The following is a 12,679-nucleotide window of genomic DNA, read 5'->3' on the forward strand; positions in this document are numbered from 1 at the left end:
CTGCCTATGTCGACGCGTTATACTACGCGCCCGCTAGTTTTAGACGACGTTAGTCCCTGTAGCTCAGTAGGATAGAGCAGCCGCCTCCTAAGCGGCAGGTCGCAGGTTCGACTCCTGCCAGGGACGCCATATCACCCCCCCCTAGCCGCTCCTAGGTACACCAAAAACCGACAACTAAGCGGTTTGACTCATCAAACTCTCATAAGGGATTCGAAGCCCCTCATGAAGGCTTTTGATCATGCGAAGGCTGAGTTTGCGCTTACGGTTCAGCACCTCTGAAACTCGGCCGCTAGAGCCGATGTATGCTTCAAGATCACGCGGCGTCAGCCCCTGCTGTTCCATGCGGAATTTGATCGCCTCAATAGGATCCGACTGCCCGATAGGAAAGTGTTTATCCTCGTATTTCTCTATGAGGATTGAGAGCACTTCGATCTCGTCCGCTTCAGGAGTGCCTGGTTCAGCAGCCCAAAGCTCTTCAAGGCGAGCAAACGCCCGGTCAAGATCGGCATCATTATGTATAGGCTGAATGTTCATCATATTGTCTCCGCATTGACTTTATCGTACTGGGCGTGGGTGCCAACGAAACGAACCCAAGCAATTTGCTGCTCATACCGAATGGAGAGTATGACTCGATACTTGTTGCCACCGATATTGAAAACAACACGCCCGCCTTTAAGGATGCTGGCGGTTCCAATGTCGGCCTTCAGCTGTTGCGGGGTTTCCCAGGATGCTCGGAGCACCATGTTGTACCACTCGGTTAAAGGGGTCTTGGCGTCGTCATAGCCCTGCTCCCAAAACTCTTTCAGTGTGCGCTTTGCTATGACTCTCATATTTTCTCCCTTTTTGGGAGATTGTAGGTGCTCCCGTTTTGGGAGTAAAGCATGAATTCAACTAAATAAGTGCAGCACCTGCGGTTTCTAGTGCTCCTGAGTGTTCACCTAAAAACACCTGGACCCGGTGTCCCAGCTGCTTTATTGGTCTATCGTTTAGCTTATTGATGACACTCCGTAGCTCGGCATCGGTCACTTTTCGGAAGTCAGTACCTTTAGGAAAACAGTGCCTAATCAGGCCATTGGTGTTGCTGTGTGACACAAGGTGCGGCATTTATTCTATGAATCTAGAATCCAAGGCTAGTAAGATGTCTGTATAGACAAACGGTCTTAATTACAAAGGAGTTTCATGACTAGTCCTCCTCTCTACCAGCAGATCCGTCAACATCTGTTGGATAAGATTCAGTGCGGTGATTGGCAGCTGAATCATCAGATACCTACGGAAGAGCGGCTGGCGAAAGACTTTGGCGTAAGCCGGATGACGGCCAATAAAGCCATTAGAGATTTAGTGCAGCAAGGGTACCTGGTACGTCAACCTGGGGTCGGCACCTTCGTTACCGACCGTAAGGTTGAGTCCTCTTTGGTGGAGGTATACAACATTGCCGAAGAAGTCCTTTCTCGAGGGCATCGGTACCGCAATAAAGTGATCAGCCAAGAGGCGATTGAAGCAGACGATGAAGTGGCGCTGCGGTTAGGCGTGAGGCTTGGGAGTCGGGTTTTTCATACTCTCTTGGTGCACTATGAGAATGACATTCCGATTCAGCTTGAGAACCGCTACGTTAACCCGCGCTGGGTGCCAGATTATCTTGATACCGACTTTTCGCGCCATACGCCTAACGAGGTGCTGGTCGCCGCCTGTCCCATGACGGATATGGAACATATCGTTGAGGCGGTGCTAGTGGATGAGCAAACCGCAAAATGGCTAAGTATCGATACCCAGACGCCTTGTTTGAGCATGGTGCGGCGTACCTGGTCTGAAGAGCATTTGATTAGCTATGCGCGCCTGATCCACCCTGGCGACCGCTATAAATTACGCTCCTCCCTGCAAAGAAAAAGCGCTTAAACAGAAGCAAAGCAAGCGCCAAGCGAGGCCGGTTTGTTCGACCTCGTGGCATTGTCGTTAATGCGGATATTTAACTGGACTGGGATTCAACTGATCAGTGACTGCACCAAGTAGCCCGCGGGTATCGCGAGTAGCAAGCTCAAGGCAACGCGAATGAACCAAACGATCAACATGCGGCCTACCGAAAGCGGAATGCTGGTAGAAAGAATGCAGGGGATGGAAGCCGAAAAGAACAGCACGGCGGAGACTGACACCACGCCAGCCGCAAAGCGGGCGACGAATTCGGCCTCGGCCATCAGTAGAGCCGGTAAGAACATTTCCGCCAGTCCAGAAGCAGATGCCTGCGCTAGCGCCGCAGCGTCATCTAGCCCCCAGATGGCGACAAAGGGGTAAAACAACCATCCCAACCATTCAAATAAGGGCGTGTATTTGGCGATGAGAAGCCCGAGCAGGCCTACCGACATGATCGACGGCAGGATGCTGATGGCCATTATCAAGCCTTCTTTAAAGTTGATCGCTACGCTGCGGTGAAGGCTGGGCGCTTTGGCAGCAATCTCCGTGCCTGCTTGCCAGGCCGTGCTCAAGCGTTTCCCCGGTATTGGCTCCGGTTCGCCGTCACTCTTATGGTCATCCATGCTTGCCAGAGGCGGCAGCCGCACCGTGATCGCCGTGACGATGAACGTAATCAACAGGGTGAGCCAGAAGTACCAATTCCAAATACCCATCAGATCTAGCGTACGGGCCACGATGATCATGAACGTTGCCGACACCGTGGAAAAACCAGTGGCAATGATGGCGGCTTCTCGGGCTGAATACTGTCCCGCTTGATAAACCCGATTGGTAATCAATAGCCCGATCGAGTAACTGCCTACAAAAGAAGCAACGGCATCAATTGCCGAGCGCCCAGGGGTTCGCCAAATGGGCCGCATGACCGGCTGAACCAGTACGCCAATCAATTCCAGCAACCCATAGCTGATCAACAGTGCCAGGAAAATCGCGCCGATTGGTACGATCAAACCCACCGGAATCACCAGTTTCTCGAACAAGAAGGGCAGCATGTCCGGTTCGTGCAGAAACGCAGGCCCCCAACCCGTTAACGCCATTACGGCAACAACGACGCCAATGATTTTCAGCACGCTGAAAATGCTTTCGGTCACTGTTCGCCGCCAATAGCCTTTGAGCAGTGGGTAGGCGGCGCCCGCCACGATCATCACTAACGCATAAATGCCGCTGTATTCCCCCATCAAAGAGCGCAGTCCGGTGACCATATGGTCAAGCAGGATAGTGCTGCGTCCTCCTAGCTCGATGGGAACAAAGAAGATCAGGATGCCCAGAGCGCTAGGCACAAACAGTTTAAAGATGGTGGCAGCGTTGGTTCGCTGCTTAGTGGGTGGGTCTATGGGGTGCATGGGGCGCCTCTAGTTGTTTGGTTGTCATCGCTATGATCTTGGTTTCTTGTTATGTATATACAATAAGCTACCTCTATGTGGCATTTACGTATAGCGCTTTAAAAATAGACATTAGTCTAATCTGGTAGTCGCCATGTACTTCTTGCTCGCTTCTTTTTATTCAATTAACCAATTGTTAAATAAATGTTTTATTTTATTTTTTGAGTTTTTGTTAGATTTTTATGGGTGCTTGTTTTGTTGTTTCACTGCTTGACGAAGGATTAGAGGGTGGGCTTAATTGTATATACATTATGTTTGCTCCAAGGAGACTTCCATGGCTAATAACAAACGTCGCTACCTTTGGCGCGATATCAGTGTCTTCGATGGTCTGAAAACGTTGCCGGAGCCCATGGCCGTCATTACTCAAGGTGAGCGTGTTATCACCATGACGCCCATGAATGGCTTCGAGGAATCACAGGCGGATGGCTGCCATGATATGGGGCGGGGCGGCGTCATGACGCCCGGCCTGGTGGATTGCCATACGCACTTGGTGTTTGGCGGCGCGCGTGCTGACGAATTCGAGGCGCGTTTGGAGGGCGCCAGTTATGAAGAGATTGCCCGCCGTGGCGGGGGCATTCTAAGTACCGTTTATGCGACCCGGGAAGCGAGTGAACAAACGCTCTTTAATGCCGCCTTGCCACGTCTTAAAGCGCTGGTTGAAGAAGGCGTCACGACGGTCGAGATCAAGTCGGGCTATGGCTTGGACGTGGCTAATGAACTGAAAATGCTGCGAGTTGCTCGGCGTCTAGGCGAAGAGATGCCTGTGCGCGTCTTGACGACACTATTAGGTGCCCATGCCTTGCCGCCGGAGTATGAGAACGATAGCGACGGCTATATCGATCTGGTCTGCAATGAAATGATTCCTGCCGCAGCGGCGGAGGGGCTGGCCGATGCCGTCGATGTCTTTTGTGAGAAAATCGCCTTTTCAGTAGCGCAATGTGAGCGGGTTTTCAAAGCCGCCCAAGCTCATGGTTTACCCATCAAAGCGCATGCCGAGCAGCTCTCAAACTTGGGGGGCACCGCGATGGCAGCCCGCCACGGCGCATTGTCCGCTGACCACATTGAGTATCTCGATGACGTCGGTATTGCTGCCATGCGCGAAGCAGGCAGCGTGGCCGTCATTCTCCCCGGTGCTTTCCACACCCTGCGTGAAACGCAGCAGCCGCCCATTGCGGGGCTGCGCGAAGCGGCCGTGCCGATGGCTGTGGCCACCGACGCCAATCCAGGCAGCTCGCCGATATTTATGCCCACGTTAATGCTCAACCTGGCTTGTACGCTGTTTCGCATGACGCCCCAGGAAGCGTTGGCGGGGATGACCGCCAATGGTGCTGCCGCACTAGGATTGAAAGGGCAGGGGCAGCTTCACGAAGGCGCGGTGGCTGATCTGTGTGTCTGGGATATTGAGACTCCCGCTGAGCTGGCATACGCGGTGCAGCCAGGCCGCCTACGTCAACGTATCTATCAGGGGGAGTTAACCCATGGCCGCTGATACGTCTATTGATATGGCGCTCTGGCAGGGGCGCACGGATCCTGAACCCGATAGTGACCGCTGGCACCAGCGTATCGAGCCGTTAACCAACAACGCCGCACCGGGGTGTGCACTGCTGGGTTTTGAAAGTGATGCAGGTGTTGCGCGTAACCAGGGCCGCACCGGCGCTGCTGAAGGCCCTAATGCGTTACGCCGTGCGCTGGCGCCGTTGGCTTGGCATCGCACAGCGCCTGCTTACGATGCCGGCAATGTGCGCTGTGTTGATGATGGGTTAGAGGCAGCGCAACAGACGCTTGCTGACCGTCTGACGTCATTATTAACCGCTGGCCACCTGCCCATTGTGCTGGGCGGCGGGCATGAAGTGGCCTATGCCAGCTGGCTGGGTCTGGCGCAGTCTTTTATGCCAAAAACGGCGCCACCGCGGATCGGCATCATAAACCTGGACGCGCACTTTGATTTGCGCGATCCAGCGCATATTCGCTCCTCGGGCACACCCTTCGCCCAGATTGCCGATAAGTGCCAAGGGTGGGATTGGTTGTTTCGCTACGCCTGCCTGGGGGTAAGCCGCGCTGCGAATACGCGCGCCTTATTTACCCGCGCTGCTGCGCTCGGAACACTGGTTCGGGAAGATCGTGAGATTGATGCGCTACGCCTGGATTCTATCGTCAGAGACGTACAGCGCTTCATCGCCAAGTGCGACCACATTTATCTGACCATTGACCTGGATGTACTCCCCGCTGCCGAAGCCCCCGGCGTGAGTGCGCCCGCCGCACGCGGTGTTTCGCTTGCCTTGATTGAACCGCTGGTTGAAGCCGTGCGTGACAGCGGCAAGCTCCGCCTTGCGGACTTGGCAGAACTTAACCCCAGCCTGGATATCGACAGCCGCACCGCCAGAGCAGCGGCTCGGCTCGTCCACTTGCTGACCCTGAATGAATGACAGGGCACGCCTTTAGACCAACGAATAACGAACAGAAACACAAGGAATGACGCCATGCCAACCAACGATAAACGTCACGATGCTTCACGTAAGATCCTTGCGCCGACCGGTACTCAGCTCAGCTGTAAAAGCTGGCTGACCGAAGCGCCGCTTCGCATGCTGATGAACAACCTTCATCCGGATGTGGCCGAAAGCCCCGAGGATTTAGTGGTGTACGGCGGCATCGGCCGCGCTGCCCGTGACTGGGCGTGCTACGACAAAATCGTCGAAACGTTACAGCGCTTGGAAGATACCCAGACGCTGCTAGTCCAGTCTGGCAAACCCGTCGGCGTTTTTGAGACCCATAAGGATGCCCCCCGGGTATTGATCGCCAACTCAAATTTGGTACCCGCCTGGGCTAACTGGGAGCACTTCAACGAACTGGATCGCAAAGGCTTGATGATGTACGGCCAGATGACGGCGGGTTCATGGATCTACATCGGCTCCCAGGGCATTGTGCAAGGCACCTACGAAACCTTTGTTGAGGCGGGTCGCCAGCACTACGACGGTGAGCTTAAGGGGCGCTGGATTCTGACCGCAGGGCTTGGCGGTATGGGCGGTGCTCAGCCGTTGGCGGCTACGTTGGCCGGCGCCTGTTCGCTGAATATTGAGTGTCGGCAAGCGAGCCTCGACTTCCGCTTGCGTACCCGCTACCTGGATGAACAGGCTGACAACCTTGATGACGCCCTGGCGCGTATTGAGCGCTATACCGCCGAAGGTAAGGCGATTTCTATCGGCCTGTGTGGTAACGCCGCCGATGTGCTGCCGGAACTTATTAAGCGCGGCATCAAACCGGATATGGTCACGGATCAGACCAGCGCCCACGACCCGTTGCATGGCTACCTGCCTTCCGGCTGGACATGGGAAGAGTACGTAGCGCGGGGCAAGTCTGAGCCTGAAGCCACCGTGAAGGCGGCCAAGCAATCGATGGCGGTGCATGTGCAAGCGATGCTCGACTTCCAGAAGATGGGCGTGCCCACCTTTGATTACGGCAATAACATTCGGCAGATGGCAATGGAAGAAGGGGTTGCTAACGCCTTTGATTTTCCGGGTTTTGTGCCTGCCTATATTCGTCCTCTCTTTTGCCAGGGCATAGGCCCCTTCCGCTGGGTGGCGCTCTCCGGGGATCCTGAGGACATTTATAAGACCGACCAGAAGGTCAAAGAACTCATTCCCGATGACCCGCACCTGCACAACTGGCTCGACATGGCGCGCGAGCGTATTAGCTTCCAGGGACTGCCAGCACGCATTTGCTGGGTGGGGCTTAAAGACCGTGCCCGCTTGGGGCAGGCCTTCAACGAAATGGTGAAGAACGGCGAACTAAAAGCACCGATCGTTATTGGTCGCGACCATCTCGATTCGGGTTCCGTTGCCAGCCCCAACCGCGAAACCGAGGCGATGATGGATGGCTCTGACGCCGTTTCCGACTGGCCGTTACTCAACGCGTTGTTAAACACCGCAGGCGGCGCCACATGGGTGTCACTACATCATGGCGGTGGGGTAGGCATGGGCTATTCCCAGCATTCTGGCGTGGTGATCGTGTGTGACGGCAGCGATGATGCCCACGCCCGCTTAGGCCGTGTGCTGCGCAACGACCCGGGCACCGGCGTGATGCGTCATGCCGATGCTGGTTATGACATTGCTAGAAAGTGCGCCAGCGAAAACGGTCTTGATTTGCCGATGCTCAATCAGTAAAGCCCGCACAAATACAACAGTTGAGAAGGTGGGATGACCACCTTCCTGTCTCTAAAGGCGAACACATGAAACATCTAGAAATTCAGCCCGGCAAAATGACCCTTGCCCAAGCCCGCCAGATCCACGAAGCGTATGTGCCTGTCACGTTACCGGAAAGCGCCAATGCGGATATCCAGCGAAGCGTCGATTGCGTGAACCGGGTCGTCAGTGAAAACCGTACGGTTTATGGCATTAATACGGGGTTCGGCTTATTGGCCCAGACCCGCATTGCCAACGAAGATCTTGAATCGTTACAGAGTTCCCTGGTGCTCTCTCATGCCACTGGCGTGGGAAGGGCGATAGACGACGCCCTGGTGCGTTTGATTATGGTGCTTAAGGTCAACAGCCTGGCGAGGGGCTTCTCCGGCATCCGCCGTGAGGTATTGGATGCCCTGTTGGCACTGATCAATGCCGAGGTGTATCCGCATATTCCGCTTAAAGGATCGGTGGGAGCTTCCGGTGATTTGGCGCCCCTGGCGCATATGAGTGTTGTGCTGCTAGGCGAGGGCAAAGCTCGCTACAAAGGGGAGTGGGTTTCCGCCGAAAAGGCACTGGAAATAGCTGGCCTAGCGCCCATCACGCTGGCGCCCAAAGAAGGCCTGGCGCTGCTGAATGGCACGCAGGTATCGACTGCCTATGCCCTGCGGGGGCTATTCGACGCCGAAGACCTGTTTGCAGCGGCGACGGTATGTGGTTCGCTAACCGTAGAAGCCACCTTGGGGTCGCGTTCGCCCTTCGATGCCCGGATTCATGAGGTGCGTGGTCAGCGCGGCCAGATTGACGCGGCCGCCGCTTACCGCCATCTCCTCGGTGAGAAGAGTGCCGTCGGCGACTCCCATGCCAACTGCGATAAAGTCCAGGATCCTTACTCGTTGCGCTGCCAGCCTCAGGTGATGGGCGCTGTGTTAACCCAGATCCGTCAGGCGGCCGAGGTGCTCGCAGCGGAAATCAACGCGGTCTCTGATAACCCGCTGGTATTTGCCGAGCAGGATGACATTATCTCCGGCGGTAATTTTCACGCTGAACCGGTGGCCATGGCCGCTGACAACCTGGCGTTAGCCATTGCCGAGATCGGCTCTCTTGCCGAGCGTCGTGTCTCTTTGATGATGGACAAGCACATGTCGCAGCTACCGCCATTTCTGGTCGAGAACGGCGGGGTCAATTCCGGGTTTATGATCGCCCAGGTTACCGCCGCGGCGCTGGCGAGTGAAAATAAAGCGTTGGCGCACCCGCATAGTGTCGACAGCCTGCCAACCTCGGCTAACCAGGAAGACCATGTCTCAATGGCGCCTGCCGCCGGTAAGCGGTTGTGGGAAATGGCGGAGAACGTGTGCGGCATTTTAGCCATCGAATGGCTGGGGGCGTGCCAAGGGTTGGACATGCGACAGGGCTTGACCACTACTCAGCCGTTAGAGCAAGCCAGGCAACTGCTACGTGCGCGGGTCAGCCACTACAAGCAGGATCGCTTCTTCGCGCCCGATATCGAAGCCGCTAGCGAACTAATACGTGAGCGCACCTTAAGCCCGCTGGCGCATCCGCATACGTTGCCAAGCCAGCACTAGCAGCCTGTCGGACTAACGCTGATCTACCGCGAATCCCGGCCTTCTCGCGACGATCGGTCAAGTCCGACAAGCTCCTGAGCGTTTCATGTTTCCCTGTGGCGCTAGGCCATAGGGAACGCGTTATTACCATCTAACAACAAAGCAGGTTTTTCATGAATGCTATCGTTCTGGCTATCCTAGTGATGGTCGGCTTGAGTCTTGCTCGCGTTTCGGTTGTGTTTGCTCTTATCGTCGCCACGCTGGTAGGTGGGTTATATGCGGGTATGCCTATTGGAGAGATCCTTGACGCTTTTAATGAGGGGCTGGGCAATGGTGCCACCATCGCGCTCTCTTATGCGGTGTTAGGGGCGTTTGCCGTCGCTTTATCCCGTTCTGGTATTACCGAGCTGCTGGCCAGCCGGGCGATTGGACGCTTCCAGTTAGACGAGTCAGGGGGGAGCCGCCGCACGGTTACCTATACGCTGCTGGCGGCGCTGTTAGCCGCGGCAGTCAGCTCACAGAACTTGATTCCTGTCCATATCGCTTTTATTCCAGTGCTCGTGCCGCCGCTGCTAAAGCTGATGAATCATCTGAAGCTTGACCGGCGACTGGTGGCTTGTGTGATTACCTTCGGTATCACGGCACCGTATATGTTATTGCCCGTAGGTTTTGGGGCAATATTCCTGAATGACATACTGCTCGCGAACCTCAACGAAAGTGGCGCGGCGCTGGGATTGGAAGTGACCCGTCAAATGGTGCCACTGGCGATGGCGATTCCCATTGGTGGAATGGCATTAGGGTTAGCGGTGGCGGTGTTTTGGAGTTATCGCAAGGGGCGTGACTACGAAGACCGTGAGCTGGCCCATGGTGACAAATCGCCTCAAGAAGCCGCACTTTCTCTTGCCGGGTGGCAAAAGGCCATGTTGGTTATTTCCCTGGTAGGTACGGTCACTGTGCAGCTGATGACGGGCTCGATGGTACTTGGCGGTATCTTTGGGTTTGCCTTGCTCTCCATGAGCGGCGTTTTCCGCTGGCATGAGCAGGACGGTATCTTTACCGAGGGGATGCGCATGATGGCCCTGGTCGGCTTTATCATGATTTCAGCGGCAGGCTTTGCCAGTGTGATGCAAGCCAGTGGCGAGGTGGAAGGGCTAGTGGCAAGTTCTGCCGACCTTATCGGTGACAACAAAGGGCTGGCCGCATTGATTATGCTGCTAGTCGGTCTCTTTATCACCATGGGCATTGGCTCTTCGTTTTCGACCATTCCCATTATTGCGTCGCTCTATGTGCCTTTGGCACTGAGCTTTGGCTTTTCACCCATGGCGACAGTGGCGTTAGTAGGCACGGCCGCCGCCCTGGGCGACGCAGGCTCACCCGCGTCAGACTCCACCCTGGGCCCCACCGCAGGCCTCAACGCCGATGGGCAGCATGACCATATCTGGGATAGCGTGGTGCCTACCTTCCTGCACTACAACATTCCGCTGATTGTGTTCGGCTGGGTTGCTGCCATGGTACTTTAGTTCAGTTGAAGGGGGCTGCTCGCAATACGATCTCGACGACAGTGCTACCTAATCATTTGCCCGTGTATGACCAACGCCCCGCTTTTGTGCGGGGCGTTGGCGTGTTAGGAAGGTTAGCGGGCTGCAAATGATGAAGCTGAGATATGAATTGTTATATTTTGTTTTTCTTAAATTAAGTTATTTAAAATCATTATGTTATGTGATTTTTTAGACTACTACGAGGTACGCCAACGGGCTATCAGCGAATTATTCCCCCTGACTTTTTCTCCTTAACATCTAGTGATGATGTGCGTTGGGCAAGTATTTGCCTGCTTTGATGCGTAATAGCTATTAGATCTTGCTCTTCGCCTCCATACTGCAGCGACGAATAATAATTAAAGGGAAAGCCCGTGCTTATCAAAGCAATGATGTTGATGCTAGCGCTATGTTTCGCCAGTGTGGCAAGCGCTGAACAAACGCCCGACATTTCTGGTGAATGGGTAACCCAAGCCGAACTGATCGTGAGCGGTGAAGAGACCGAGTGTGACCTTGTGTTTGATACGATACCCGAAGAGCTTTTATTTGCTCAGGGCGGATGCTGTCGCACGTGCTCCAAAGGAAAAGCATGCGGTAACTCATGCATTAGCCGTAACTATACCTGCCATCAACCGAGAGGCTGTGCTTGCGATGGTTAGGTCAAGGCATTAGGCGGCGGAACGACCCCCAAGGGCACTTCAGCCTAACCCCGGCACCGCTGCGCGCTGCTCCCGCGGATGGCGGCGGAACGGCGCCCAAGGGCACTTCAGCGAAACCAAGGCACCGCTTTGCGCTGCTATAAAGATGGCGGCTATTACACAGCCATTCGTTTCACGCGCGAGCTGAAAGAGCTGGAAGAGAAAATGGGCTTCGTACCGAGCCTTGATGAGCTGAATAGCGACGATACAGCCGCCTAGCGCTCAATCACGCCCCTCAAGCCAAAGCCTCGCCCTGTGCGGGGCTTTCTCGTTTCAAAGCATTAGCGGGGCTTACAGCGGCACACAGCGGCTATATGGGATGGTTGCCAAGGGGTAGGCCCCCCAGGCCGCCGCACCCTACGGCGCGTTGTCCCCCACCCGCCTGCGGTGTTCGCTTGTGGGGCAGTTCTTCATGCACCCTGCAAAACGGGCCAAAGCCCGCTAGTGCTGGGCTGTAGGCGGGTTTTGGGTGCATGGGAGTCATGCGAAATCATGCGGATTTGTGTGCTTTCAAAAGGTAAGTGGAAATAATGGGCCTAAAACTTGATCCTAGACCGGTCGATAACAGAAAAAGACATTCTTAATAAGGCTTATCGGTAGCGGTGCGTTCCTGATGAAGGCAGTACAGAGTGGTCTAAAGTCTCAGGTATTAGGGGTTGTGTAGGTGTGAAGGAATGGGTAATACTGCTAATAATAATTAAAGTTAAAAGTGTGGGCTTATGAGTGTCAATTCGCTTGCGGCCATGATTCGCAAATTACCAGCTACCGCTGGTTATGCTGATGGGCGAGCCCATTCCTTGATTCCAAAAGTTTGCATTTCTTCGTGTTCAGTAACCATTACATCTCAACTACACAGCAGTTATCGACCCAAAGTGGCCCTTCCAGAGAAAGCGGCATGCTGATTCAGCCGTGTTATGCAGCCGACACAATAACTGTTAAGCATAAAAAGGAGAAATAATGCAGGAGTATACCAATAAAAATGGCGTGAAGTTTTTTATAGAAACAGCTCCTGCACCCGTCCCTAAGGATGCTGATTACTATGGTTTCTCCTTTCATGTGATTGCTGGCGAAACAGACAACTTTCCAGCTAAAACGTACAAGGCGATGATTGAAAAGCGAATATGCCAAAGTGAAGATCAGGCATATATCTGGTTGAATACCAAAGCTTTAGATTTTCTCAAAGAGGTTCTTGACACTTATGAGAACGGTCAAACCTTGCTTCTATTACCAGCATCTGATGGCTGGTGGGTCATCTAATGCCCAACAAGGCGCATCAATACGCGGCCGGTGGCCGCCGGGCGCCCTTTTCATTGCGGCTACGCCTCCATCACAAGGGCGCCGTTGTGCGCTGAAGTTAGGCAAGAG

At 54.6% G+C, this 12,679-nt stretch carries 11 protein-coding genes, 1 tRNA gene and 1 pseudogene; 9 read left to right on the forward strand and 4 right to left on the reverse strand.

Annotation, left to right across the window (positions count from 1 at the left end; genetic code table 11):
• Window positions 1-52 precede the first annotated feature (52 nt).
• Window positions 53-129: transfer RNA gene (locus SR894_RS06575), tRNA-Arg, on the forward strand.
• 45 nt (window positions 130-174) lie between these two features.
• Here SR894_RS06575 and SR894_RS06580 read toward each other — a convergent pair.
• From SR894_RS06580 to SR894_RS06590, 3 genes and pseudogenes are all read right to left on the reverse strand, one after another.
• Window positions 175-537: a helix-turn-helix domain-containing protein gene (locus SR894_RS06580; RefSeq protein WP_479694298.1), complete on the reverse strand. Its 363-nt coding sequence runs from the start codon at window positions 535-537 to the stop codon at window positions 175-177.
• On the reverse strand, window positions 534-830 hold the full coding sequence (locus SR894_RS06585; RefSeq protein ID WP_223288192.1) for a type II toxin-antitoxin system HigB family toxin: 297 nt from the start codon (window positions 828-830) through the stop codon (window positions 534-536). The genes SR894_RS06580 and SR894_RS06585 overlap by 4 nt, the downstream gene beginning before the upstream one ends.
• 61 nt (window positions 831-891) lie before the next feature.
• Window positions 892-1,089: pseudogene (locus tag SR894_RS06590) on the reverse strand (IS30 family transposase); the annotation flags it as partial.
• A gap of 90 nt (window positions 1,090-1,179) precedes the next feature.
• Here SR894_RS06590 and hutC point away from each other — a divergent pair.
• Entirely contained in the window at window positions 1,180-1,893 is a 714-nt protein-coding gene (gene hutC / locus SR894_RS06595; protein ID WP_223288191.1) for a histidine utilization repressor, read from the forward strand.
• 86 nt (window positions 1,894-1,979) lie between these two features.
• Here the strand turns inward: hutC and SR894_RS06600 are convergent, their stop codons facing one another.
• Window positions 1,980-3,302, reverse strand: coding sequence for a YjiH family protein (locus SR894_RS06600; protein ID WP_223288190.1), 1,323 nt, complete (start codon window positions 3,300-3,302; stop codon window positions 1,980-1,982).
• Between the two features lie 313 nt (window positions 3,303-3,615).
• Here SR894_RS06600 and hutI point away from each other — a divergent pair, with 313 nt between their 5' ends.
• The 7 genes from hutI to SR894_RS06635 all read left to right on the forward strand — a co-directional run bounded on the left by hutI (window position 3,616) and on the right by SR894_RS06635 (window position 12,571).
• The gene (gene hutI, locus SR894_RS06605; protein ID WP_223288189.1) at window positions 3,616-4,830 is read left to right on the forward strand and encodes an imidazolonepropionase; all 1,215 of its coding nucleotides are present in this window, start codon (window positions 3,616-3,618) and stop codon (window positions 4,828-4,830) included.
• Window positions 4,820-5,767: a formimidoylglutamase gene (gene hutG, locus SR894_RS06610; RefSeq protein ID WP_223288188.1), complete on the forward strand. Its 948-nt coding sequence runs from the start codon at window positions 4,820-4,822 to the stop codon at window positions 5,765-5,767. The genes hutI and hutG overlap by 11 nt, the downstream gene beginning before the upstream one ends.
• 54 nt (window positions 5,768-5,821) lie before the next feature.
• On the forward strand, window positions 5,822-7,501 hold the full coding sequence (gene hutU, locus SR894_RS06615; RefSeq protein WP_223288187.1) for a urocanate hydratase: 1,680 nt from the start codon (window positions 5,822-5,824) through the stop codon (window positions 7,499-7,501).
• 65 nt (window positions 7,502-7,566) lie between these two features.
• Window positions 7,567-9,102: a histidine ammonia-lyase gene (hutH, locus tag SR894_RS06620; protein WP_223288186.1), complete on the forward strand. Its 1,536-nt coding sequence runs from the start codon at window positions 7,567-7,569 to the stop codon at window positions 9,100-9,102.
• A gap of 152 nt (window positions 9,103-9,254) precedes the next feature.
• Window positions 9,255-10,601, forward strand: coding sequence for a Na+/H+ antiporter family protein (locus SR894_RS06625; RefSeq protein WP_223288185.1), 1,347 nt, complete (start codon window positions 9,255-9,257; stop codon window positions 10,599-10,601).
• Between the two features lie 803 nt (window positions 10,602-11,404).
• Entirely contained in the window at window positions 11,405-11,533 is a 129-nt protein-coding gene (locus SR894_RS06630) for a hypothetical protein (RefSeq protein WP_275951302.1), read from the forward strand.
• A gap of 738 nt (window positions 11,534-12,271) precedes the next feature.
• Window positions 12,272-12,571: a hypothetical protein gene (locus tag SR894_RS06635; RefSeq protein WP_223288184.1), complete on the forward strand. Its 300-nt coding sequence runs from the start codon at window positions 12,272-12,274 to the stop codon at window positions 12,569-12,571.
• Window positions 12,572-12,679: the final 108 nt, after the last annotated feature.

This window comes from Vreelandella neptunia, from assembly GCF_034479615.1.
Lineage (GTDB): Bacteria > Pseudomonadota > Gammaproteobacteria > Pseudomonadales > Halomonadaceae > Vreelandella > Vreelandella neptunia.

Bases quoted from the DNA above. Each gene is read 5' to 3' on its own strand.
- SR894_RS06600 (WP_223288190.1), bottom strand. From the start codon at position 3,302: ATGCACCCCATAGACCCACCCACTAAGCAGCGAACCAACGCTGCCACC.
- hutC (WP_223288191.1), top strand. From the start codon at position 1,180: ATGACTAGTCCTCCTCTCTACCAGCAGATCCGTCAACATCTGTTGGAT.
- hutI (WP_223288189.1), top strand. From the start codon at position 3,616: ATGGCTAATAACAAACGTCGCTACCTTTGGCGCGATATCAGTGTCTTC.
- SR894_RS06585 (WP_223288192.1), bottom strand. From the start codon at position 830: ATGAGAGTCATAGCAAAGCGCACACTGAAAGAGTTTTGGGAGCAGGGC.
- hutU (WP_223288187.1), top strand. From the start codon at position 5,822: ATGCCAACCAACGATAAACGTCACGATGCTTCACGTAAGATCCTTGCG.
- hutG (WP_223288188.1), top strand. From the start codon at position 4,820: ATGGCCGCTGATACGTCTATTGATATGGCGCTCTGGCAGGGGCGCACG.
- SR894_RS06625 (WP_223288185.1), top strand. From the start codon at position 9,255: ATGAATGCTATCGTTCTGGCTATCCTAGTGATGGTCGGCTTGAGTCTT.
- hutH (WP_223288186.1), top strand. From the start codon at position 7,567: ATGAAACATCTAGAAATTCAGCCCGGCAAAATGACCCTTGCCCAAGCC.
- SR894_RS06635 (WP_223288184.1), top strand. From the start codon at position 12,272: ATGCAGGAGTATACCAATAAAAATGGCGTGAAGTTTTTTATAGAAACA.
- SR894_RS06580 (WP_479694298.1), bottom strand. From the start codon at position 537: ATGATGAACATTCAGCCTATACATAATGATGCCGATCTTGACCGGGCG.